At 42.4% G+C, this 26,880-nt stretch carries 12 protein-coding genes; 8 read left to right on the forward strand and 4 right to left on the reverse strand.

Going from position 1 to position 26,880, the window contains the following annotated elements; translation table 11 throughout:
• Positions 1 to 2 precede the first annotated feature (2 nt).
• From QT327_RS08075 to QT327_RS08090, 4 genes are all read left to right on the forward strand, one after another.
• A complete protein-coding gene (locus tag QT327_RS08075) occupies positions 3 to 1,682 on the forward strand; it encodes a RagB/SusD family nutrient uptake outer membrane protein (protein WP_289552575.1) in 1,680 nt (559 codons plus the stop codon).
• A gap of 65 nt (positions 1,683 to 1,747) precedes the next feature.
• Positions 1,748 to 3,172: a family 43 glycosylhydrolase gene (locus QT327_RS08080; RefSeq protein WP_130858190.1), complete on the forward strand. Its 1,425-nt coding sequence runs from the start codon at positions 1,748 to 1,750 to the stop codon at positions 3,170 to 3,172.
• 512 nt (positions 3,173 to 3,684) lie between these two features.
• Positions 3,685 to 6,612, forward strand: a complete 2,928-nt coding sequence (locus QT327_RS08085; RefSeq protein ID WP_130858191.1) for a glycosyl hydrolase 115 family protein — start codon at positions 3,685 to 3,687, stop codon at positions 6,610 to 6,612.
• Between the two features lie 211 nt (positions 6,613 to 6,823).
• Entirely contained in the window at positions 6,824 to 8,191 is a 1,368-nt protein-coding gene (locus QT327_RS08090) for a glycoside hydrolase family 28 protein (protein ID WP_130858192.1), read from the forward strand.
• Between the two features lie 66 nt (positions 8,192 to 8,257).
• Here the strand turns inward: QT327_RS08090 and QT327_RS08095 are convergent, their stop codons facing one another.
• From QT327_RS08095 to QT327_RS08105, 3 genes are all read right to left on the reverse strand, one after another.
• On the reverse strand, positions 8,258 to 9,637 hold the full coding sequence (locus QT327_RS08095; protein ID WP_149106276.1) for a glycoside hydrolase family 88/105 protein: 1,380 nt from the start codon (positions 9,635 to 9,637) through the stop codon (positions 8,258 to 8,260).
• A gap of 187 nt (positions 9,638 to 9,824) precedes the next feature.
• A complete protein-coding gene (locus QT327_RS08100; protein ID WP_130858194.1) occupies positions 9,825 to 11,705 on the reverse strand; it encodes a RagB/SusD family nutrient uptake outer membrane protein in 1,881 nt (626 codons plus the stop codon).
• A 12-nt stretch (positions 11,706 to 11,717) separates the two neighbouring features.
• Positions 11,718 to 14,906 carry a SusC/RagA family TonB-linked outer membrane protein gene (locus QT327_RS08105; RefSeq protein WP_130858195.1) on the reverse strand — a complete coding sequence of 1,063 codons (3,189 nt, stop codon included), beginning with the start codon at positions 14,904 to 14,906 and terminating at the stop codon, positions 11,718 to 11,720.
• Positions 14,907 to 15,220: 314 nt separating this feature from the next.
• Here QT327_RS08105 and QT327_RS08110 point away from each other — a divergent pair, with 314 nt between their 5' ends.
• The 4 genes from QT327_RS08110 (at position 15,221) to QT327_RS08125 (ending at position 24,392) form a co-directional block, all read left to right on the forward strand.
• Positions 15,221 to 16,330: a glycoside hydrolase family protein gene (locus tag QT327_RS08110; protein ID WP_130858196.1), complete on the forward strand. Its 1,110-nt coding sequence runs from the start codon at positions 15,221 to 15,223 to the stop codon at positions 16,328 to 16,330.
• A gap of 47 nt (positions 16,331 to 16,377) precedes the next feature.
• On the forward strand, positions 16,378 to 19,269 hold the full coding sequence (locus QT327_RS08115) for a glycosyl hydrolase (RefSeq protein ID WP_289552577.1): 2,892 nt from the start codon (positions 16,378 to 16,380) through the stop codon (positions 19,267 to 19,269).
• Positions 19,270 to 19,658: 389 nt separating this feature from the next.
• Entirely contained in the window at positions 19,659 to 22,895 is a 3,237-nt protein-coding gene (locus QT327_RS08120) for a SusC/RagA family TonB-linked outer membrane protein (RefSeq protein WP_130858198.1), read from the forward strand.
• 12 nt (positions 22,896 to 22,907) lie between these two features.
• Positions 22,908 to 24,392 (forward strand): SusD/RagB family nutrient-binding outer membrane lipoprotein, encoded by a 1,485-nt coding sequence (locus QT327_RS08125; protein WP_289552578.1) that lies wholly within the window; start codon positions 22,908 to 22,910, stop codon positions 24,390 to 24,392.
• Positions 24,393 to 24,457: 65 nt separating this feature from the next.
• Here QT327_RS08125 and QT327_RS08130 read toward each other — a convergent pair whose 3' ends face one another.
• Positions 24,458 to 26,752, reverse strand: a complete 2,295-nt coding sequence (locus QT327_RS08130) for a GH92 family glycosyl hydrolase (RefSeq protein ID WP_130858200.1) — start codon at positions 26,750 to 26,752, stop codon at positions 24,458 to 24,460.
• Positions 26,753 to 26,880 lie beyond the last annotated feature (128 nt).

Consider the following 26,880-nt stretch of genomic DNA (forward strand, 5'->3'; position numbering starts at 1 on the left):
AAATGAAGAAGAAACTTATCATTATAGTTGTCATAATCTTTGCGGGATTCACTTCCTGTAAAAAATTTCTGACCGAAGAAAATTTAAGCGGCATTACTGCAGAAAATTACTATACTAATGCGGCCGGCTACGAATCATTAATTAACTCCTGCTATGCTTCGCTTAGGGGTATCTATAGCCCTAACCCTAATTTATTTGAATGGGGAACCGACATCACCACAAGAGGCGAAATAGAACTGGTAAGTGGGCAGGCGAATGAGGTCCCCGCCATTCAGCTTAACGAATACCGCTCATTAACCGCTGACAATGTTCCCATCGACACTTTTTTCACAGTAGCCTACAGAGGAATACAACGTTGCAATACAGCGGTTAATCGAGCGGAGGGTATTCCTGATTTAGCAGAAAACATCAAAAATAGAAGACTTGCGGAAGTACGTTTTTTACGCGCTTATTTTTATTATTTACTGGTCGAAAATTTTGGAAATGTACCTATTGTGCAGGAAGAGATCAGTTCACCGGTTACGCATTTCGCTCCCAATTCTGAACAAGAGGTATATGATTTTATGATTGCCGAATTAAATGTCGCCTTACCTAATTTAGAGGCAAACCCCGCAAGCACAGAACCGGGAAGGGCAACGCAAGGGGCCGCCCGGCATTTGCTTGCATTGTTATATTTAACACGTGGATATAAATCCTTCGGTGAGGCGGCCGATTTTGAGCGTGCCGCCCAACTGGCAGAAGAATTGATTGGCAGTTCTTATTACGCACTACTTCCAACTTTTGCCGAAGTATTTCAACCTGGTAATGAACTGAATAGAGAAATCATTTTCGCTGTTCAGTATGGAGCACAGCCGGGATACAATGGTAACGGCCAAAACATCCTATTCGGCTGGCGATATTGGCGCGAGAAAGGTTTTGACGAGGTAACCGGATTAAGAGATTACAACAGGCGGATTTCGAATTTTATGCCTACCCAATTTTTGTACACCTTATACAATACCACCAAGGATTCTCGCTACGATGCCACCTTTTTAAGTCGGTTTTATGCAACCAAAACAGACGGGGCGATACAGGCCGGTGACCTTCGTTATTATTTCCCCTACCCCGACCAACCTTTTACAATAGCCGATTCCATTGCGCTCAAGGCGTCCAATCCGAATGTTGAAATCATTCGCCTTGATAAATGGAAGCAAGCTTTTAACAATGTAGGAGGATTAGAGAAGTTTCCTATGATCAATAAGTTTTATGATCCAAATGCCGGTCTTCCTTATAACAATGAATTTGCCTACGCAAGTACAAAAGACGTATTCTTATTTCGATTGGCTGAAACCTATTTACTAGCTGCCGAAGCCTATTTTAAGCTCGGCCAGCTCGACAAAGCAGCAGAGAAGCTGAATGCGATCCGTCAACGTGCAGCAAAGCCTGGGCAGAACATGAACATCAATGCTGCAGATGTAAGCATCGATTTTATTTTGGATGAAAAAGCACGTGAACAGGCCGGGGAGTACAAAAGGTGGTTGGATCTTAAACGAACACAACGCTTAGCTCGTGCATTCGAATATAATATTTTAACAAAAATGGCAAACCCGGGAGGCCTAGTAGATAAATACTATCTACGTCCTATTCCGCAATCCGTTATAGATCGCGATACGGAAGGTTACCCGCAGAACCCCGGTTACTAACGAAATGAATCCAAGGGAGATATGGCATGCTTGCTTGGATTCATTATATAACACCTAAAAACAAGATGTTAATCATAATTAGACGCTTGGCTCAATCCATATTAATAATAACATTTGTACTGAGCACATCCATCACCTCGGCACAAAGCAGAAAAGCCTATAATGCCATTCACTCCGGTATTCCTTGGATGGACAATCAAGGCAAAACCCTGAGTGCCCATGGGGCAAACATCGTAAGGGAAAACGGTAAATATTATCTTTTTGGAGAATACAAAACTGATTCTGCTAATGTATTTAATGGCTTTTCTTGTTATTCGTCTACCGACTTATGTAACTGGAAATTTGAAAGCATGGCTCTTCCCGTGCAGCCAGCAGGCAAGTTAGGACCAAACAGGGTGGGTGAACGACCTAAAGTCATGAAATGCCCAACAGGCGAATACATTATGTATATGCATGTGGATACATTGGGGTATAAGGATCAATTTGTGGGTTACGCCACTTCTCCAAAAATTACCGGCCCTTACACTTTTCAAGGAGCTTTGCTTTTCGAAGGTAATCCTATTAGGCAATGGGATATGGGTGCGTTTCAGGATCGGGATGGATCCGGCTACGTGCTGATACACGGTGGCGAAATTTATAAGCTAGCAAACGATTATAAAAGTGTAAAAGAAAAGGTAAACGAAACCATGACGTCCGGATTCGAATCACCAGTTATCTTCCGCAAAGATAGTCTGTACTATTTTTTAGGTTCTAACTTAACGAGCTGGGAAAGAAATGACAACTATTACTTCACCGCTAAATCGCTACAAGGACCTTGGATAAAAAGAGGTCTATTAGCACCGGTAGGTTCCCTCACATGGAACTCGCAATGCACCTTTGTATTACCAATTGAAGGAACAAAAGACACTACTTATATGTATATGGGTGATCGTTGGTCTTTCCCCAAACAAAATTCTGCTGCTACCTATGTCTGGCAGCCGCTGATTGTTAATGGCACCTCCCTATCTATTCCGGTATACTTGGAAGCTTGGAATGTCGATGTTTCAACCGGAATGGCATCGCCAACGTTGTTGGAAGGTACAACTATCGAAAGTGCTAATATGCACAGAATAAAGTATTCGGGCAATTGGCAACAAGACACCCTGTCTTCACGAAGTTCTGATGTAAAAGGAGCTTCTTTCTCCATACAGTTCCAAGGTACGCAGGTTGGTTTTTATGGGATGGCACGCTCCAATGGAGGCTATGCGCTTGTAGAACTTCAAAACAGCAATGGACAAACCGTGTTTTCTTCTATCGTTGATATGTACTGCAAGTACCCCATTTCAACGCTCAAATTTCTGAGTCCTCGTCTTTCAAAGGATGATTATACCTTGACAGTTACCGTAATGGGCGAACGCGGCAACTGGTCAGACAAGCGAAAACGTCTTTACGGAAGTACAGGATACATGGTTTCACTGAATAAAATTGTAATTGATCAAAATGACCACTAATTGTAGCAAAGGCTTCGCTTTTTAACATACAGATGAAGGTGTTTATATTAAAAGAACCTTTTTGTTTTTCTTTTTTCCGACAAAAAAGAAACTAAAACCGACCGTAGGGAGCTCATGAGCGCCAAAAATGAACGGAACGCGAATAAACTCGCCACTTGGATCTCCTGCTGCAATGGTAGTGCATCAACCTGCAAAACCGCAGGATATCCGATGTGGCATTTCAAGTAGAACGGGGGGTTCCTGCGAATAACCAAAAAGGTATCGAGTGTCGGAAAAACGGCCTTGGGTTTATTCGCCCTTGTTTATTTTAAAAGGTGCTCATGAACTCATCACTACGTTCTTCGGTTTGTTCAACTTTTTGCCAAGAAACCTTCCGTAGGGAAGCTTGAATGCCTTTAAAAGTTAACAAATGATTAAAAAGGTTCCTTTTTTAGATTTTAAAAGCGAGATTTCTGTCAGTTGGAGCAATTTTATTGAAAATTAATCAATGTTTAATGTAACATTACTAAATAATGAATTTGAAAAAAAGTTTTTGTTTACTCATTCTCGTATTAACGATTTCCACCTGTGCCATAGCGCAAGACGATCTGTTTCCGTTCGTTACCAAAACAGACAAAGTATCGATTCTATACGATAAACAGGCTCCTAAACTAGATTCAATTATCGCGAATCTGCTTGCCGAAGATATCGAAAGAGTCACATCTTGCAAACCGCAGGTGTTTACCGAACTTTCCCAAGTAAGTGGAAACGTTATTGCTATAGGCAGTATACAATCTGCGATGATAAGAACAGTACTGCATAAAGACAATGACTTTACAGAAAAACTCAAGGGCAAATGGGAAAGCTTTGGATTAAATATCATAAATAAACCGACCAAAAACATATCGAAAGCACTGGTAATTGCGGGAAGCGATCCGCGCGGTACGGCATTTGGTGTATTTACGATCTCCGAGAAAATTGGCGTCTCCCCTTGGTACTGGTGGGCAGATGCGCCTGTAAAAAAGAGCAAAGAATTGATATTAAAACAGGAAAGTTACATTTCGAAATCACCAGCTGTTAAATACCGAGGAATCTTTATTAATGACGAGGACTGGGGATTACAACCTTGGGCGGCAAAAACTTTTGAGCCTGAAACCGGTGATATTGGCCCTAAAACCTATGCTAAGGTATTCGAATTATTATTACGGTTAAAAGCAAACCTTATATGGCCTGCTATGCACCCGAGTACGAAAGCCTTCTTTCATTACCCAGGTAATCGAAAAACGGCCGAAGACTATCAAATCGTTATCGGTTCCTCTCATGCTGAACCGATGCTCCGCAATAATGTAGATGAGTGGGACACAAAGGCGATGGGACACTTTAACTACCTTACTAACAAGAAGAGAATCCTTCAATATTGGGAAGGACGAATACAAGAAAGTAAAGGGATTGATGCTATTTATACACTAGGTATGCGTGGTATTCACGACGGCCAAATGGAGGGTGTGAATGATTTGAAAGAGGCTGTCCCCTTGGTACAAAGTATCATCCATGAGGAAAGAACCTTGCTTTCCAAGTATATTAATAAGGATGTAACAGCCGTACCGCAAGTTCTTACTCCCTATAAAGAAGTACTGGAGATATATGACCATGGCTTAAAGGTGCCCAATGATGTAACTTTAGTATGGCCCGACGACAATTATGGCTATATTCATCGACTGAACAACGAACAGGAACGGAATCGTACAGGAGGTGCCGGCGTTTATTATCACGCCTCCTACTGGGGCCGTCCCCACGACTATCTATGGCTGCCATCAATGCATCCAGCCTTAATGGCTGAAGAAATGATCAAGGCATATGAAACGGGTGCCCGTACCTTATGGGTACTTAATGTAGGAGATATTAAACCGCAAGAATATAACATACAGCAATTTTTGGACATGGCATTAAACCCCGCTCCCTTTCAAGATGGCAAGTATACGCAACAACACTTATTGCACTGGACGCAAGGTATTTTCGGAGCGGAAAAAGCACCGTTAATTCAATCGATTCTTTGGAAGTACTATCAGCTAGCATTTGAGCGTCGTCCTGAGTTTATGGGATGGAGCCAGACGGAACCCAATACCGAGACTACATATACCGATTTTAATCATTTTTACTATGGAGATGAAGCGCAAAAGCGGATCGATCAGTACCAAGCATTGGAGTTAGCAGTTAGTGATTTGCGTAAACAGATATCCCCCCACGACGCCGATGCTTTTTTTCAACTGGTATATTATCCGGTGATTGGCGCCTCACAGATTAATAAAAAGTTCTTGTACCGCGACAAAAGTTATTTCTACTCCAAGCAAAATAGAATTAGCGCTCATGAATATGCCCGATTGGCAAAGAAGGCTTACGAACGAATCATAGCGGAAACAACAAATTACAACACAAAACTAGCCAAGGGGAAATGGAAACATATCATGTCTATGAAACCACGAGATTTGGCCGTATATCAAGAACCGGTTATAGCCCCTATTCATATCGATAGCGTCGACGTTTGGGATATAGCTCCTGAAGGTTTGGTGACAAAAGATTCTTCTTTATTAACGAATCAGCCTCGGTTATCTTTACCTCCCTTTGATGTGTTCAATAAGCAGCGGTATTTTGTTGATGTTTTCTTAAAAAAGAGCCAGCCTATGCAATGGAAAGCCTCCGTTTCGCACCCGTGGATTCGGTTATCAAAAATGAACGGACAGCTTTTTCCTGATTCGGGAAAAAGCCAAGTGCGTCTGTGGGTAGATATTGATTGGAAAAACATAAATAAAAAAGAAAGCGTACCCGGTAGCATTACGATCACGGGGGGCGGCAAGCAAATAGTGCTTTCATTATCAGCCAGTAATCCTGCCATACTACAGCTAGCTAACTATAAGGGCTTTGTTGAAAACAATGGTTTTGTTAGTATACACGCCAATCATTTTAATCGACAAAATAGTCAACAAGCAAAACAGTGGAAAGTGATCCCAGGCTTAGGGTATACGGAAAATGCCATCCAGGCCTTTCCCTTAACGGTGGAAGGAAATGTCACAACCGATCTCGATGCGATGAAGAAAAATGGTACGTTTGTCGCGTATGACTTTTACAATTTTACGGAGACCAATCCTTCCGTTACCATTTTTGCTTTACCTACACATCCCATCAACAATAACTATCAGGTCCGTTATGCCGTATCCATTGACGACGGCCCTTTAAAAATGGTCAATATCCGAACGGTCGGAAGAAGCGAGGAGTGGAAACAAAATGTCTTGCGAAACCGGGCCGAGCGAAAAATTGAGATGCCTTTTTTGAAAACCGGCAAACATCAGCTGAAAATTTTCTGTGTGGACCCAGGCGTTATTGTAGATGAAATCCGTATAGATTTAGGTGGCTTAAAGAAGGCTTACCGTACTCTTCCCGAAACATACATCAAAAAGTTATGAGCTTCCTGCCTAACAGAACATGACAGTGATAAGCTTTAAATCGCTTTTCTTTGAAGTGAGACCTATTGTTTCTTGTTGAATTGTTAACTAGTTGAGTTATTAATAGCAGCCCTGGCAGATGCAGTAATATAACATATATGGATTTGCTGTCGTGAAGGCACATAACGCAACGATTTGTTTGGAATGAAATAAATGAGTTATATTAAATAGTATGGAAAAATTCTTTGTCTATCTTCTATGTTTACTGCCTATTTTCGTTTGCGCCGGCAATGACACGGAAACCGAAGTTACCTTAGATAAGCGAAAAATAAAGACTCCTTTTGGCGTTGTTTCTGTTGAAAGTCCGAATTTTAATAGCTGTGAGCGACTGCCAATCACCGATTACGGCGCGCTACAGGACAATCAGACAGCTACTTCAAAAGCCATTACAACTGCTATTGAAAAAGCCCATAAGCTTGGAGGCGGTATTGTAGTTATACCTGCCGGCGAATGGCTAACCGGGAAAATTCACCTGAAAAGCAATGTAAATCTTCACTTGGATAAAGGTGCTCTTCTTTTATTCTCGGAAAATCCTGCTGATTATTTACCCGCTGTTCATAGCTCTTGGGAAGGTATGGAATGTTATAATTATTCACCACTCATTTATGCCTATGAATGTAAAAATATAGCCATTACCGGCCAAGGTGAGATCAAAGCTAAAATGGATGTATGGGAGACGTGGTTTACACGACCCAAACCACATATGGAGAGCATTAAACGACTATATAATTTAGCCTCCGCTTATACTCCTGTGGAGCAAAGACAAATGGTGAATGACACCGCACACCTACGCCCACAGTTCATCCAGTTTAATCGAAGTGAAAACGTTCTATTGGAAGGGATTTCCATCACCAATAGTCCTTTTTGGACCATCCACACCTATCTATCGAAAAATATAATAATTCGTAACCTAAATGTATATGCACATGGTCATAATAATGACGGTGTAGATCCAGAGATGAGTCAAAATGTATTGATAGAAAATTGCGTATTTGACCAGGGCGACGATGCGATTGCTATAAAATCCGGCAGGAATCCCGAAGGTTGGCGACTGAAGACCCCGTCAAAGAATATTATAATCCGCAATTGCACGGTAAAAAACGGGCATCAACTGATCGCCATTGGCAGTGAGCTTTCCGGAGGTATTGAAAATGTATTCGTGGACAGTTGCGTAGTGATGGACGGGGCAAAATTAAACCATCTGCTCTTTATAAAAACCAATGAACGCATGGGTGGCTATGTCCGTAACATCTATGCCTCCAATCTTCAGGCGGGACGAATAGAGCTCGGCATATTAGGAATTGAGACGGATGTTTTGTATCAATGGAGAAATTTAGTACCCACTGTTGAACGTCGACTAACACCAATAAAAGACGTTTATTTAAACAACGTAACAGCTAAAAATGTGCAATTTGTTTCCAGGATATTGGGTCAAAAGGAACTTCCCATAGAAAACATTGTTTTAAAAAACGTCGAGGGGAAAACAGTAGAAGAAAAAAAACATATTCATGAAAATGTGTTAAACTTTCAACAGCAATAGTAAACCTTTATCAGGCATCCATTGAGGTGAACTGAACGTTAATGGATGCCTTTTATGTTTACGATTTTATTTAACCATCTGCACCGCACTGTCGTTAATTTCAAAGGGGTGCTGTTGTAACAAGCGATAGATCTCTGCACCCGCCAAGAGTACGGGACCATAGCCATGGGCAGCAAAATTGCTGATCGGACGATAATAGTAAAAGGCCGGATCGAAGCCCATCCCCGTTCCGACACATGTACCCTCTATCTGTCCTTGTTCCGTTACTTTTGTATTCACTGCATTCCAAGCAAGCAAAACCATGGGGCCATAAGCTTTCGCATCCAACCAACCTTTATTAATTGCTCTCGCAATACAGTAAGCATAGATGGCTGTTGCGGATGTTTCAAGGTACGAGTCATTACGATCCAGCAACTGATGCCAAAAGCCGGTTTTATCCTGCCTTTCGGCAAGCCCTACAGCATGGCGGCGAAGCTTTTCGAGCACTTCTGCTCTACTGGAATAATCAGCTGGCAATACGTCCAACAGTTCTACCTTTGTCATCAAAGCCCAACCATTTGCTCGGGCCCAATGAAACTGCGGATGCGGATCCATATCCTGCACCCAGCCGTGCATATATAGCCCTTTTTCCGCATTAAACATACGCTCGGCAAATTGCTTATACTGTTTCAGTGCCTCGTCGAAATAACTTTTGTTTCCTGTTAATTTACCCATTTGTGCCAGCGCAGGTAGACTCATATACAAATCATCCAACCACAGTGTGTTCGGTAACGGTCGATTACGTGCCAAAGTCCCATCTTTCAATCGAAATTCCTTGTGTAAGATATAATTCAGGTAATGGTCTACCAAGGGACGTAGAAGAGCTGGCTTAGCTCCTGCGTCCAAAGCTTTTATCATAGCGGCAGCCATGGACCCCACATCATCTAAGGCATGCGGCTCCAGTACACTCCGAACAGGGGTCGTAGCATTTTTATGCTGACGAAGATATTTTTTATATTGCTCGGCAACAGCACCAATGAAATCAAGCCGCTTTATCGTATAATCTTTATACTTTTGATCGCCCGTTGCCAAAGCCACTTCCAACATACCGGTATAAGTCACCCCCCACTCATAACTGATTAGTCTGAAATCGCCAGGTTGAAAGATACTGTTGTCATTTGCCTGCCCTAGGTCGATTACCTTATTGGTAGACTTATCAACTAAAGCTGCGGGGGTTGTGGTATTTAAATATCGGTATATCCGATCCAAAGTGTTTTTCACCCCTTCCGGTTTTGTTTCACCATAAGGTATATCATAGCCGGGCTTAAGAAGATGCAAAGGCGCCGAGGCATCATTTCCGCCCTTACTGATATATTGTGCACTTAAGGATAAGGAAGACATACAGTAAAACAGGCTTAGTGCACCCGATAATATGCCTGTTCGAAAAGGTTTCAATTTGAAGTTCATTACTAATTGGTTATATCAAATTTAAGTTTCATTTAAATAAAGGCACAAGATAATCATTCCGACAAAGCTAACTGTCAGGGACTGTCCTGACGACGAAAACGTCCTACTTTAAAACGACGAAGCTGCCCTTAAGCAGCCTCGCCGAACCAACATGAACTAGAACAATATGTATGTAAAAAAGGGTTTCTTACCAGCCAGGGTTCTGCATCGCTTGTTTTTCTTCTGAAGTCAAAGAGGCGCCGTTACGTTGCACCGCATCCAGAAAGCTCTGCGGGATAGGGCGCAGCAAATGTTTCTCACGCACATTTGGAGCCGCCTCCGGATTGAATTGTTGATCACGTTCCACTAACGTTTTGGTACGTGATAGATCTTCCCACCGATGGAATTCGCCAAGCAACTCCCTTGAGCGTTCATTCAATATAAAATGGATGAAACATTGCGCCATGGAATTAGCTGAAGGAGGATACATTTCAGCAGCGGCTTGTGTTGTCCCTGGTGTAAAAGCAGCCTCCGTTACGATCATTTCGTTTTTTGTTGAACTTACCGTACCGGCGGGTACATTTTCAGCGCGATAGTAAACCGGCGTACGATTTTCACCTTCATTAAATCCTGCTCGCTGTCTCAATATATTGATATAGCGTAAAGCGGAACCGTAATCACCCTTCCTGCCATATGCTTCTGCTACTATTAAATAGGTTTCGCCAATACGGGCGATCATACCATCCCGTGTTCCAAACTGACTGGCGACAGTTGTTCTGAAAGGATCAATATATTTAGATAAAGAAAGATACTGGCTAATCGTCCAGTTAGATTTAACTTCTCCGTTATCAAGGTAGTAACGAACAAAAAGAGTAGGTGCAGATTTATTGATGGTTTCGGCAGTAAAACGGTTATCATTGCTGCTATTAGCGATGTAAACTACCGCGGTATCACCAAGATTAAATTTAGCCTGTCCTATCAGGTTAGAACTCGGCGCATTAGCTTCAGTCCATTTAGGTAGCGTATTTGCATTATTGGCAAGGTACGCGAATTTAAAACTCTTATAAAATCGAGAATCAATCTTTCTATTAAAAACGTCAAGCGCGTAATCAGTGGGTCTTAATCGTTGAAATTCCCGACCATTCGCAATATCCCTTACCATACCTGGTAGTGTTTGATAAATCGAAAGAAAGTAAAGGTGCGTTTGATTACCGTAGCGTCCGGCCAAGGCATCTTGGTTATCAAACTGCGCTGCCAAAATAATTTCCGAATTCGTTTCATTTACGTCATTCACTTTGGTATAGCGAAATAAATCAGCATAATCGGAGGCTAATTGATAGGGAGAGTTATTTATAACCTGCTCTCCGTAATAGATGGCACTATCTAAGTCGGTCTGTTTACTAAAAGATGCGTTCAATTCGCTGGCTCGATAGAGGTATGCCTTAGCCACGCAGTGTTGTGCGGCAGCCTTTGTAATACGACCAACTTGTGCGGCCGTGCTAGGCAATAAATCCACAGCTCGTCTAAAATCACTTATTATCTGCGCATAAACTTGCTCTGCGGGTGCCCGGACAAAATCGGTTTGCAAACTTTCGGATGGTTCCAGTTTTAACGGAACACCGCCAAACTGTTTTACCAGCTTAAAATAGTCGAATGCCCGCATAAAATAACATTCGCCCAAGCGCGTATTCTTCTGCTCTCCGTCCGGATAAACACCGGGTATGTTTTTAATGCCGGTGTTGGCGGTATTAATATTAGCGTACATATTATCCCACACGTTAGCGAATTCCCCGACAGTCGGATCCAATACACTTGAATAAGTATTGAAATGTACTTTGTCCAAGCCGCCGCCATTCGTAAATTCGTCAACACCATAGTTAGTGGTCGTATAAGCCCATTCATAATTAAAATGAAAGCGCAATCCATCATACATACCAACCACCAAGCTTTCTAAACCCTCCACGGTTTGATAATGTTGATTAGTCAGTGTGGCTACGACCTCTTCTTCTAAAAATTTGGAGCAAGAACTGGGTAAGATCGTGCTTGCCAACAGCAAGCCTATATATATTTTGTTATTAAGAGTCTTCATAATTAGGTCTACTTAGAAGGTAACATTAAGTCCAAGAACAAAACTTCTTGATGAAATTGATGAATTGATATCAGGATCTATAAAACCGTTCCTTGCATAGATATACGGATTAATCATTTGCGCGTATAACTTTAAGTTGCTCATATGAAGCGTTTTTAACACGTTGGGCGCAAAATTATAACCTAAAGAAACATTCCTTAGTTTAATGAAAGATCCATTCTGGTAGTTCATAGACGAATAATGAATCGGCTGCCCACCATTACCATAATCTGCTCGCGGATAAGCGTTTGTAGGATTTTCCGGTGTCCAGTAATCTACTTTTCGTGACGCGTAGCGCCCTTGCATATCCACCGCTCCTCCTTCGATCAAGAAGCCCCATCTCGCATAAAAGAAAAAGGACAATTCCCAATTTTTATAATTTAAGGTATTGGTTATACCGGCAGTCCAGCGCGGAAATCTGCTACCCAACACCTTCCGGTCATTATTGTTATCAATAATATAATCGCCATTTAAATCCGCCACGCGGATATCGCCGGCCTTATAAGTTGCACCGTTTTCATTAAATTTTGCCATTTCCGCGGCGTCGGCAGTTTGCCAAATGCCTATTTTCTCATAATCATAGTAAACAAATAAAGGTTGTCCGATAAAGAAACTAGATGCCGGAAGATCGGATTCGCCATCGAGCAATTCGACAATTTCATCCTTGTTAGTAGCTATATTAAAATCAGTTAACCATTTGAAATTAGGTCGATCAATATTCATGGAAGACAGCGTTAACTCAACACCACGATTTTTAGTTTTACCCACGTTGTAATACATGGTGGTAAATCCATTTACAGTTGGAATAGGACGATTCATTAATAGATCACTCGTTTTAGACATATAGAAATCCAATGAACCATTCAGCCGATTTTTGAATAAACCAAAGTCGACCGCCGCATTCCATTGCGTGGTGCGCTCCCATTTTAAATCGCGATTGGCCATGGTTCCGGGGTTAGCAGCTTTTGGGTCCGATGGAATGTATCCCATCTCTACCTGATTGCCAAATACAATGGGCATTTCAATTAACCCGCCCATCGTGGTATAGGGATCAATCGCGGAGTTTCCGGTAGTACCTACTCCTACGCGAAGCTTCAATTGATTGAGCCATGAGCTGTTTTCAATAAAGCTTTCCTGTTCCATTCTCCAGGCCAATGCCGCTGCGGGGAAAGATTGCCACTTATTACCAGGTGCTAAAACAGAAGCTCCGTCCCATCGGTTAGAGGCTGTTAAAATATACTTATCGGCAAAGGTATAATTAACCCGAGCCATATAGGACATTAAGGTGTTTTTGGAATAACCCGAGCCCCAACCTTGCAATTCACCTCGAGCGGTTGAAGATAAATTATACCACAATTGGCTGTTATAAGGCAAATCGATAGCAGTCATGTCTGAACTTTCGGATCGATTCGATGTCATACTATGCAACAACGTAATGTCCAGATTATGCTTTTCAGCAAAGGTTTTGTTGTAATACAAGAGATTATCCCATGTCCAGGCGATATTTTGCGTCTTATTAAGACGCGCATAATTAGTCGACGTAGAAGCACCACCTCCTCTAAGTATAGAGCGGGCATCTTGGAACTGGCCATTACGGAAATTTCTAAAATCAGGCCCATAGTTCATACGATATTTCAAACCATCGAATAATTTGAGTTCTGCATAAAAACTTCCCAGGGCACGCAAAGCCGTTCGTTCATTAATTACATATTCATGTTCCAAAATAGGATTTACAATATTGATGTCGCCGCCCGGCAGGTAAATGTAGTTGCCCTGGTTATCATAAGGCACCGCATAGGGTAGCATACCTTGTGCCGCACCATAGATGGCATTAGCAGCCCGACTCCCGGATCCGGTATAGCCGTAGTTTTGAACAGACCATGTGCCATTAATCGACGCTCCCAGTGTAAACCAATTTGTTGGACGGAGCTCCAAACCCACTCTTCCGCTATAGCGTTTATAATCTTGCCCCTTATTAGTCCCTTTCTGATTAAGATATCCACCCGTAAAATTAGCAGTCATCTTATCAGATCCCATGGACACTCCCAGGGTGTGATCAGTTGTAAATCCTGTCTGCGTGACATAATCGGTCCAATCTGTGGTAGGAACCTGGCTTGCATCATACATGGGTACTTCATCAACGCCCCACTTCGCCTTCTCCTCAGCGGTAGTAGGCCGCATTTGAGCAATCAGATTATCCTTATCTACCCACGTATACCCCTTTGCAATGCTTTCCCAGGCATAGGGGTCAACGCCCAATATTCTTTTGTCCTGTACAGGATTTGGATACGGGGTAGTATAACCCGTTGTAGCATTTGTGGTAGAAACCGAACGAAAAGCATTACGTCGATATTCTGCATACTCACCCGCATTGAACACGGTGTTCAGATCGTTAATGCGTTCAAATGTATTGATAACGTTATAATTAATTTGTGCGGTCCCTTGCTTTCCTCTTTTTGTTGTGATCATAATGACACCATTTGCCGCTCGGGAACCGTAAACGGCTGTTGCGGAAGCGTCCTTTAGCACATCGATCGTTTCAATATCATGCGGGTTAATGGCATCAATCCCACCGGCTGATAACGGGATGCCATCTACCACATATAAAGGATTGTTAGTAGCCAGCAAAGACCGATTACCACGTACCCGGATACTTCCCATTTCACCAGGGCGCGCATTGGCAGTTACATCGACGCCCGCAATTCGTCCTTGCATGGCCTGCAAGGGATTTTGGACAGGTAGCTGCTCAATCTGTTTACTGCCTATACTAGCAACAGCACCGGTCAAATTTTCACGCTTGACGACGTTGTAGCCTACCACGGCAACTTCCTCCAGTTGTTGTAAGTTGCTCGCCATCACGACTTGCATGGTCGAATTAACAATAGCTTGTTGAACTTCGTCGTAGCCTACATACCTAAATATAAGGGTTTGACCACGTTCGGCTGAAATAACAAAATTTCCTTTGTCATCTGTCTTTGATTGGGTGGTACCTCCCTTTAAAAAGACACTTACTCCCAGCAGGGGCTCTCCACTTGAAGCATCCTTTACCTGCCCGGATATCGGGGTGCTTTGCCGGGCAAAACTTCGAGCAGTAATAAGCATTAAGAAAATGCCAAGCAACAGGGTTAACAAAGCATTCGGTTGCAATAGGTTTTTCTTCATAAAATAATTGGTTTTGGTGTGTCTCAATAAATGTTAGCGAGACATTTACTAACGAAAGAACAATATTTGTTGAGTTGGCGCAACCTGCCCCATCCTGTGTTTTTTTAACGATTATACGTGTAAATGGATCAAGAAAAAAAAGGAAACGTTTTAGCAGAGGAGCGCTTAAACACATAAAAAATCTACGCAAACGATTCCGGAGTTCACGATATAAGAATGCATAACAGTACAGGATGGATTTAAGCTTGGAAAATCTTTCTTTTGAAAGATAACCAATGGCTTTATAATCCTAAGATCGTAGCGTTGACCTGATCATGAATAAAAACACCTTGTTATTAATACGTCACTTAATTTTATTGACCATTTTAGTATTCAGCAGTACCGACATCGCATTATCGCAAACGGTGAAAGCTACTAGAAAGGACGAGTTATCTAAGATTCGCTTAAAACGTATCGGAGAGTTTGAGCAACCGGTCATTGGTCCAAACCACCCTGATGTTTTATCCAGTAAAAATCGGGCAGGCTTTGAAACAGGACAAGTGGTAAAAATCGATGGTACTTATCATATGTTTATTAATGAGATGTTTGAACGGCCACATCGGGATATGCGAATTGCTTATTGGACAAGTGGGGACGCTATTCATTGGAAACGCCAATCTACACTCGTCGAAAGTATTCCCGGACGGAGCCCATCCAATCCGCGATCAGAAGTATGGGTCACCGCGGTTGAATTTAACGAAGATGAAAATGCCTGGAACATTTTTTATGTAGCTTATCGCGCAGGCGATAAAACCAAAGACGAGATCGAGGGAAATGACTATGCGGGCCGGATTTGGCGAGCCAAATCAGTTATACCCGGCCGCAAAGGTATTGCCGGCCCTTATGCCGATATGGGTATCGTGCTACAACCGGATGAAAACTCGCAACCGTGGGAAGGTCAGCAGGCCGTAGCGACCTTTAATCCCTATAAAGTGGGTGATCGATGGTATGCTTTTTACGACGGGCACAATCATGTACCCCAAGGACCGTGGCCTACCGGTATGGCAACGGCAACCAAGCTGAGTGGGCCTTGGACAAGAATGCCGGAAGGACATAATCCGATCCCTTTAACGGAGATTTTTAACGAAAATGCTCAGGTTACTGAGTTGAAAGACGGACGTTATTTAACCGTTTTTGACTCATTTGGTGATCAAGAAATCGGCTACAGCCTTTCAAAGGATGGGATACATTGGAATCATGAGACACGCATCAAAGTACAATCTCAAAAGAATCTTTGGGGAGACCCGGGGGATCATGCCATGCGTACACCACTTTGCGCCATTGAAGAAGAAGACGGTACTTTTACGGTTATTTATACAGCGCTGACGTCCAAGAATGGTAAAAAGTTCTACGCTGTGGGCAAGTGCACACTTGGATGGGAATAAGACAAAAATTATTGTGTCATTTTTAGTATAAACCAGGAAAGCTCGTGATGTTCAAACCATTTTTAAGTATATCCCGAAAAGTAATTCTGTTGCTCGTAATGGCAGCTGCTTTTTTCAGTTTTCGTATAGAAAAACCGATAAAGGAAAAAGAAAATGGAAGAATTCACTGGCCCGAACTTAAACAAGAAGTAAAGCCATGGACGCGATGGTGGTGGTTCGGCAATGCCGTTACGGAAAAGGACTTAACGGCTGCCCTTGAAGCCTATAAACAAGCAGGATTGGGTGGCGTGGAAATAACACCGATTTATGGTGTGCATGGAGCGGAAGACCAATTTATCAATTTTCTCTCACCCGCTTGGATGGACAAATTAAGCTACACTTTACAGGAAGCAAAAAGGCTGGGCTTAGGAGTCGATTTAGCCAACGCTTCCGGCTGGCCTTTCGGCGGTCCGTGGGTCGATGAAACAATCGCCTGTAAAAATATGGTTTCAAAAACATTTACTATTGAAGGCGGGCAAAAGGTAACGGAATCTATAAAATATGTACAGAAACCACTTGTACGTACTGCCGGTGATAAGAAGGTTGACATAAGGGAGCTAAAAGACCCCATCACCGCCAACAACAATCTACAAGCCTATGCTTTTGATCAGGTACGTTTTGAAAAAGAACTCCCACTCATTTCGGTAACTGCCAATAAAATAACTAGCCAAGGCTTTGATGAGGTTATTGATTTAACCGACAACGTGATAAATGGCAGGTTGGAGTGGACTGCTCCGAATGGCAAATGGCTAGTATGTGCTCTTTTTCAAGGCGACCATGGAAAAATGGTGGAACGTGCAGGACCAGGCGGCGAAGGCAACGTGATCGATCACTTTTCGGCAGAAGCACTTGAAAAATATCTGCTCCAATTTGACAAAGCCTTTAAAGGATATGATTTGAGTTACCTCCGTTATTTCTTTAATGATTCATATGAAGTAGACGATGCACAAGGACAGGCAAATTGGACACCCGACTTTTTTACAGCATTTAAAAAAATGCGAGGGTATGACCTCCGCCAACATATCCCGGCTTTGCTGGGAATTGACACCGAAGAGAAAAATAAAAGAATATTGTACGACTACCGACTTACTGTTAGTGATCTATTATTGGAAGTATACACCAAAAATTGGCAACGTTGGGCCGCTAAACAAGGAAAGGGGATCCGCAATCAAGCGCATGGCTCACCGGCTAATGTACTTGACTTATATGCAGCCAGTGACATTCCGGAAATTGAAGGTACAGATATCGTCAATCTCAAAAGTGCTCCGTCCGCAGGGCATGTGACAGGAAAGAACTTAATTTCTTCCGAATCGGCTACCTGGTTAAACGAGCATTTTGAATCGAACTTAGGAGATGTCAAAACAGCCATTGATAAATTGTGGCTTGCCGGTGTTAATCATGTATTTTATCATGGCACTGCCTATTCTCCTCAAGACGCTACATGGCCCGGATGGCTTTTTTACGCGGCCGTACATTTTACACCTAATAATAGCCTTTGGGATCATTTCGGTGCTTTTAATCAATATGTAGCAAGAGGACAGGCCTTCCTACAAGCCGGCAAACCCTCGAACGATATCTTACTTTATTTTGGTGTATCCGATCTTTGGTCTGAAACGGGCAAAAGTATGCTCCATCATTTTCATTCCAACCGCTTCTTTGATGAACTATCACTAAAAGCTTGCGGAACTTATTTAAGTGAGCACGGTTATAGTTGGGACGCCATTAGTGATAAGCAGTTATTGGATGTTGAGTACCAAAATACCGCTTTGCTTATTGGTGGCAATAGTTATAAAACCATTGTAGTGCCTGAAACACACCATATGCCTGTCGCGACTTTTAAAAAGCTAATGATGCTTGCGCAAAAGGGAGCAAGCATTGTGTTTCACAAAAACTTGCCAACTGACATACCAGGTTTCGCCAATTTGACTGAAGCTAGGCAACGAATGCAGTTACTAAAAGAAAAGCTCGCTTTCACAGGATATCAAGGCAGCCAAATAGCGAAATATGGAAAAGGCCAAATCGTCCTGAGCGAAGGGTTGGTTGACTTAAGCGGGCATACCGACGTTGTCCCGGAAAGGATATATGCCGTTGGACTTCAAAGCATCCGGAGGGTGAAAGAAGATGGTAACTATTATTATTTTATTCACAATCCATTGCAGTCGCTTTTTGAAGGTTGGATTACCTTAAATGCGGACTATCAGTCGGCTGCCTTATATAATTTGATGACAGGTATCGATGGTTACGCCAAGACACGTCGGCATGGGAATCAGGTAGAAATCTACCTTCAATTGAAACCAGCTGAATCGATCGTATTAGAAACTTTTAAAGGCAGCTACAAAGGCAACCATTACCCTTACTATGAAGTGAGTGGCGATGCGATTACACTCGCAAAAGACTGGCAAATAAACTTTATAAAAGGTGGTCCCACGCTTCCAAATAGCCTATACACAAAAGAATTGCAATCGTGGACAGATTATGGAGAAGCTTATACAAGCTTTTCAGGAACCGCAACCTATAAAACAAAAATCCCGGCACTTCCTACTAAAGCTGATGCCTGGCGCTTGGATCTTGGCGAGGTACACGAAAGTGCTGCCGTATACTTAAATGGTAGATATCTAACAACGTTGTTCAGCACACCCTACAGTTTAGAAATTCCAAGTGATCAACTGAAAGGCAATGATGAATTGGAGATAAAGGTATCGAATCTTATGGCTAACCGAATTGCTGATCTCGATAAAAGGAACGTTCAGTGGCGAATTTTCTACAATACAAATTTTAACGCACGGAAGAAAAAAAATATGGGCGAAGATGGAAAATTTACAGCGAAAAATTGGACACCAAAACCATCCGGCCTTATAGGCGAGATTACTTTAACTCCATTAACTCTTTCCGGTAATTGACATTTGTTATCAGTACTCAGTACGACCGGAACAGGCATGCTTTTCTATATTCTTTTAAATTTTTTTCTGCTAAAACGTATTAACAATTCACTATATAAGGGTTAGCATAAAGAAAATGCACACGTATAGCACAAAATATCTCAAAAACAAACAAAAACCTATCACAAAAAACAGAAAAACACCCAAATTAAGTACCACAGACACTATAGAAGCACCAATCCAAACCACAATCGCACCTTCTCTCAATAACCCCACATTAAAATAAGGTTAAAATTAGATAAATTTAGGTTAAAATCCGATTAAAAACAGCTAACTCAGAACGATAAATTTGAGCTGTACTTTTTAAAAAAAATAAAAAGATCAACCCAATTCAACAAAAACTAAACACCATGAGAAAAAAGATCTTTACCTTTTTGGTTTTTTGCTTTTTCTTGTCTACTACTCTTTATGCGCAGACGCTTCTGCGAGGAAGGGTGGTAGACAGCGAACAAAAGCCAATCCCGGGAGTTTCCATTACATTAGCAAATGGAACAGGAACATCAACAGGACCTAATGGGGAATTTTCCGTTACTTATGACGGTCCAACTGTTTTAAACGTAACCGCCATCGGGTACGAAAAAAAGAAAATAACCATTGAAAAACAAACCACATTAGAAATCGTATTAAATGCTGACGAGCAAACATTAAATGAGGTGGTGGTCACTGCACTTGGTATTACCAGAGAGCGGAAGTCTCTAGGATACGCAGTTCAGGAAGTAAAGTCAGAAGATTTGACGAAATCCGGACAGCTAAGCGTTACAGGTGCACTTTCGGGCAAAGTAGCAGGTGTGCAAGTGAATCAATTCGGCGGAACGGTTGGTGCTTCTTCACGCATTTCAGTCCGTGGAAATTCGTCATTAAACAGTGATCAGCAGCCACTTATAGTAGTGGATGGGGTACCAATTAATGGTGATAGCCAGCGCTCGGGCGATAACACCTATAAAGGGGTTGACTACGGTTCGGGGTTGAATGATATCAATCCAGAGGATATTGAATCGATTAATGTTTTAAAAGGTGGATCAGCGGCCCTTTATGGTATGCGCGCAGGAAATGGTGTTATTTTAATCACCACCAAATCAGGCAAAAATGCCAACCATGGCGTGAGCATATCCTATGATGGTAATTTTACCCTTGATCGCGCGTACACCTACCCTAAGCTCCAGAATTTATATGGACAAGGGCATGACGGTGACGAGTACCATTACGGTCTAGACGAAGACGGTTTGAGCTATCAAGATTATGCTGCTCAAAAAAGCTTTAGATATGTAGATGGCACCGGAAATGATGAAAACAGTGTCAATGATGGCTTCGACGAATCTTGGGGCCCTCGTTTGGATATAGGCTTAAAGTTACCCCAATTTGACAGCCCGGTAATTGATGGGGTGCGCCAAGCAACCGATTGGATTTCACACCCAAATAATGTGAGGGAATTTTTACGCACCGGCTATTCAATGAATCATAACGTATCATTACTTTCTCGTACGGATAAATCAAGTACGCGCGTATCAATGTCGTACAGAAATCAACAAGGTACTGTTCCAAATACAGACCAACGGAGGTACAGTTTACAATTGAATAATAACATGAATATTAGTGACAAGGTTTCCTACGACGTGATGGGTAATTATTCAAGAACCGAAAGTGATAATTTGCTAAACCAAGGTTACGAAGGAAATAACCCAATCAACGGGTTCATTTGGTCTGGCCGCCAGGTTAATATGGCGAGCTTAAAAGCTAACTGGGATCAGCGGGATGAGAAAGGCGATTATACCTATTATAACTGGAACCAAAGCTACCATATCAATCCCTTTTTTAATGTATATGAAAACACCAATAGCTTTCAACGGGATCGGTTCTTCGGAAAAACCTCCATGTATTATCAACCTTTTGAATTTTTAAAATTTGAAGGTAGAATGGGATTTGACTACTATGGGTCAAAAGCGTTGGAAAAGAATTACTACAACACCTCTTATCGGGAGGGCATGTTCAGAGACATCAAACAGGATAACACGGAGTTAAACCTGGATTTTATTGCATCTTTCAATAAACAACTAAACGATTTCAGCCTATTTGCCATGGCGGGAGTCAACTATCGAGATGCGAAATGGTCAAGAACAATGCAAGGCGCCGATGCGTTAACCGTATTGGGAGTCTATACTATTGCCAATAAAAAAGGAGACGCGATTACCGAAATGGATCATACACATATCCGATCGAATTCCGTGTATGGGTCTGCATCACTAGGCTGGAGAGAGCAATTGTACCTCGATGCTAGTTTGCGTAATGATTGGAGCTCAACCGTAAAAGACGACTTCTTTTATCCTTCACTTAGTTTAACTTGGCTGCCTACTACAAGCTTTCCTAGTCTAAGCGGAACAGTCCTGTCATTCTGGAAATTACGTGGCAGTTGGGCCGAAATTGGTGCAGGGACCTCAGCTTATCAGAATCAGCTGTATTACTATGCGCAAAACAATTCTTTTGACGGTGTAGCGCAAATGTATAAGAGTATGACTTATCCAAATAAGAACTTAAGACCTGAAAACACTATTACCTGGGAGGTAGGAACGGAATTAGGCTTTTTAAATAACCGCTTACACGCCGATTTCACTTACTACTACAAAAAAACCGTGGATCAGATTCTAAATGTGAATACGTCCAATGTAGTAGGCTTTAACCGCATGGTTTTAAATGCCGGTGAGATACAAAACAAAGGTGTTGAAATTATGGTGTATGGCGATATTATTAAAAAAGAGACCGGTTTAAATTGGCGAAGCACGGTTAATTTTGCTAAAAACCAAAGTAAGGTAATTGAGCTATATCCACAACTAGGCGTTAACGATTATCAGATTGGCTGGACTTGGGGGATTGCCACAATGGCTAGAGCCGGAGAGCCTTGGGGTATGTTGGTGGGTCCCGGATATGATCGTGTGGAGGATGGCCCCATGGCAGGTGCGATAAAAGTAACCTCTGATGGTTTGGTCAGAAGTAAAGCTAGTCAGAATTTGGGAAATATCAATCCTGATTTCCTGTTAAGCTGGCGTAATGATTTTACCATTAAAGACTTTTCTTTCGGGTTCATGTTAGATATGCGTAAGGGAGGGGATATTTGGTCGCAAACCATGGCGCATAGCTATGTAGCGGGAACTGCAGAAATTACCGCTGAAAATGGTGTGCGTGAAAGAGCCATTGTAGCTGGTGTAGATGTCATGCCTAACGAACGTTTTGCTATGCAAGCAGCGGACGGATCTTGGGTACAGAACACCATCGCTACGGATGCTCAAACATGGTATGAATCAGGGGGTATCGATCAAATGTATGTGTTCGACGGGTCTTTCTTGAAACTTCGTGAAGCTTCCATCACTTATACCGTTCCGCAAAAATACCTTCAGCGTTTTAAAGGCATTAAACGGGCGAATATTTCGCTTATCGGCTCTAATCTTGCCTTACTCTGGGTACATAAATCGAATACCATGCGTCTTGACCCTGAAACCGGAGGTGTGTCGAGCGATAGCCGCGGTGTAGGCTTTGAACAAGCGTCCGTACCTACATCCCGTAGTTTTGGATTGAAGTTAGGCGTTACATTTTAACAAAGAAAAATCATGAAAATTAGAAATAGATTGATGACAGTAGCTATCGTTGCAATAATGACGGCGATAAGTGGATGTTCCAGAACTTTTGACGAAGTCAACACCGATCCGGATGCACTACCGGATGTACCACCAACGAATATGCTCGCAAACGTTTTACGAAATTCCGGGGAACAGTTTGGCGGGGATATTGATGGCTATGGCACTTTTGCTGGCTATATTGTCAAAATACAGTATTTGGACTATTTCGGAGGGCTTGTCCCTACCAATAATGGTTATGGCAACCGATGGTATGCTTGCTATTATAACAATACACAATTAAAGGATCTGTTGGCTAAAACGGAAGAAGCTGCCGATGCGTACAAAAATATTCGCTTAGTTGCCCGTTTGTGGCAATGTTATATGTGGCAATATTTAACGGATGGTTGGCGGGACGTTCCTTATTCGGAAGCGCTTCAGGGGGCTGAAGAAGAAGGTAGTATATTAAAAGCGAAATATGACAAACAGGAGGATATTTATCCCGCAGTGATGGCTAGTTTAAAAGCCATTGCAGATGAAATGGCCACAGGTTTCGGTACTGATGAAGTTGGAGAAGGTGATTTTATCTACCAAGGTGACATGGAAAAATGGCAACGCTTTTGCAATTCTTTAAGACTTCGTATGGCTATCCATATTTCGGGTGTTGCCCCAGATTTAGCGAAGAGCACTATTGAAGAAATTTGCACGCAACCCGAGAAATATCCTGTAATCAATTCTAATGCGGCTAATTGCTATTTATACTGGCCTGGTGCAGCACCATATTATGAACCATGGTATGAAACTGGGTATACCGGGGATTCGCGTGTAAATAACTTTGGCATGGCCGATATTTTTATTGATCACCTAAAAGAAATGGAAGATCCACGGATTGCCAGCGTGGCCAATGTTGCTTCGGATGGGGAATATCGTGGCTATCAGAATGGTGCAAAGACTCCTCCTCCTGTATTAACCCGGATTTCATACATAGGCGACCGTTATATGAAGAATGCCGCGGGCTTTACACCTTTTTTCAAATCTTGTGAAAGTTATTATATTATGGCAGAGGCCGCTATGCTGGGTTATAATGTAGGCATTAGCGCACAAGAGGCATACGAAAACGCCGTACGGTTATCAATGGAAGATAACGGCATTAGCCAAGCAGCTACCGAAGCCTACCTTGCGGGGAAGGGCAAATGGGATAATACTAAAGAGCGCATCTGGTGGGATGAATGGGTTGCACTTTTCAAAGATAATTTCGAGGCTTGGGCGCTATATCGTAGAACAGGAATACCTTCGACGAACTATCCATCGCTAAACTCAATATACGGCGACGCGCACAATGACCAGCCCTTCCGCATTCCGTATCCAAACAATGAGTATCTCTTTAATCGAGAAAATCTAGACGTAGTATTAAGCAATGTCTCTGATTACGCTTGGGGCCAACAAATGTGGTGGGATACCCGAACAGGTGTTAAGTAATTACTAACTTCTTTGAGAAGTTACAAATATTCGGCCCTTTCTCTACAAGAGAAAGGGCCTTTTTTTCATCTAATGCTGAGTCCCTGCACTTGTTCTTTTTCAGTACTTCCCCATTGCGTGGGCTTTTTTGCCAATTGAAATTTCAAATTGCCGCCTTGCATGATCTCTTCGTATTTAATATAGTTCCTTCGGAGATCTCGTCCATTTAAACTAACCGAACGGATATAGGGATGGTCTTCGGGATCTTTATCACAAGTTACTATCCATTTTTTACCGTCAGGCAGCAACATTTCATACTTCTTATAAAAAGGGCTTGTCAACAGATAACTACCTGAGATCGGATCCACCGGGTAAAAGCCAAGCGAGGCAAAAACATACCAGGCCGACATCTGCCCGGCATCATCGTTCCCACTGAGTCCGCCCGGCCCGTCCGTATATTCTTCCTTTAAAAGCTGCCTTACACGTTCCTGTGTCTTCCACGGCGAACTTGTAAAATTATAGAGAAAGGGAATCTGGTGCCCCGGTTCATTGCCGTGCCAATAGCCTCCGCTTGAGAATAAACTATCTAAACTATTTTTCAATACGTCTCGTCCTCCCATCAATTTAGCGAGACCCGGGATATCCTGAGGCACATAAAATGTATATTGGTGCGGTGTTCCTTCCGTAATATAGGGTTCCCTCTTATTTGCATTGAATGGTTTGTACCATGTTCCATTAATATAGCGTCCGCGGACCATCCCCGTCTCTTTATCGAACACGTTTTCATAATTCTTTGCCCGTGCGAGCAGCCGCTTATAATCTGCAGTTTGTCCGATAGATTTTGCGAACATAGCCAATGCATAATCATCATAAGCATATTCCAGTGTTCGGCTCACCTGCTCTTTTTTATGGAAGGCAATTGGCACACTATCCTCCATTGGAATATAATTATATTGCAGGTAAGTTGCCAAAGCGCGTCTACCTTTACCCTCATGATAACTGACCGTATCAGGCACAATAAATGCATTTTTACGAAGGAGCGCATAAGCTTCATAAGGGTCGGTCCGTCCGATTCCTTTAAGAAAAGCTGAACTAATGACCGACGTGGCATGATCGCCGATCATGGCGGCAGTATAACTATTCCAGCAAGGAAAAATCGGCATCCATCCGCCCTGTGCGCCCTTGTTGATGAGGGAGCTCACAAAATTATTCACCAATTCCGGCTCTATAATTTCCAGTAAGGGTATCTGTGCACGATAGATATCCCACATTGAAAAGTCGTCATAATAATCAGCTGGTCCGGCCAGTGCATACCCGCTGCTTCCTGCAAACCGGGGATACTTGCCATCAACATCATTAAACAAGCGTGGATGTTGCATCGCGTGATACATGGCTGTATAAAAGATTCGCTTGCCTTGTAGGTCATTATCCTCTACCACAATTTTTCCCAAAGCTTGTTCCCACAAATCTGTTGTTTTTTGCCTAACCTCATCGAATGCCCAAAAGGGAATTTCCTCTTTTAGATTTTGTTCGGCGCCGGCTATATCAGTAAAGGAAGTACCTATTTTAAAGCAAATACTCTCTCCTTTTTTTAGAAAAAACCCCAGGTAAATACCACTCGTCTCGTCACTTCTACCCAGAACACTTTTTTGTATCTTACCCTGATGAAAACTCCCGCTAATTGATGGTACGCTCTCTGTTATTAGACACATATGACCATCGAATCCCGCATATTCACCCCATCCCTGATAAATACGATGAACCGGGTTCTTTCCAAGAACTTTTCCCTTTCCTCCAAAATGCAACTGCCCTTGATGTTGATCGCTATTTGCATTTATTAGCAAATAAACACTATCACTTTTCTGGGCAGTGACCCGTATTATACCACATCTTGCAGTAGCGGTTAATTCTACAAGCAATTGATAACGATCGAGTGTTACCTGATAATAAGCCGGGGTGCTTTGTTCATTGTTGTGTGAAAAGGAGCTCGATGCCTGTCGCAACGCCTTCTGTAAAGAGCCGCTAACAGGCATTACACTGAAACTACCATAGTCTTGCGTACAAGAACCGCTTAGCCAATGACTCGCTCGGAAACCATTGATTAACGAATCGCTATAATAGTAAGGAGCTACACATTTCTGTTCCGTCTTTCTTGTTTGAGCCGTCCATTGAGTCATAGCAAACGGTGTACTTACTGCCGGGATTGTATTGGCATATTGTTCGGAGCTAGCCTCACTATGCTTTTTTGCTGCGTCAGTGCCGCTAACCGCGGTTCCTGCCAAAGGTTGTACAAAATGAATCAATTGGGACTGTTGGGCAAAAACAGGACTATGGAAAAACAAAGCGACGAAAGTGCTATATACAATTAAAAATTCTTTCATATGAATGTTAAAGAAACTAGCTGCTAGCTGATAAGGCAAGATACCATTTATCAAGTAAATCACTAAACAAAATGATTGGCTTTTTTGATTAGGCGAGGTATGCCTATCATTTGGTGAAGGGCTACGAT

Source organism: Olivibacter sp. 47 (genome assembly GCF_030372825.1).
Lineage (GTDB): Bacteria > Bacteroidota > Bacteroidia > Sphingobacteriales > Sphingobacteriaceae > Olivibacter > Olivibacter oleidegradans.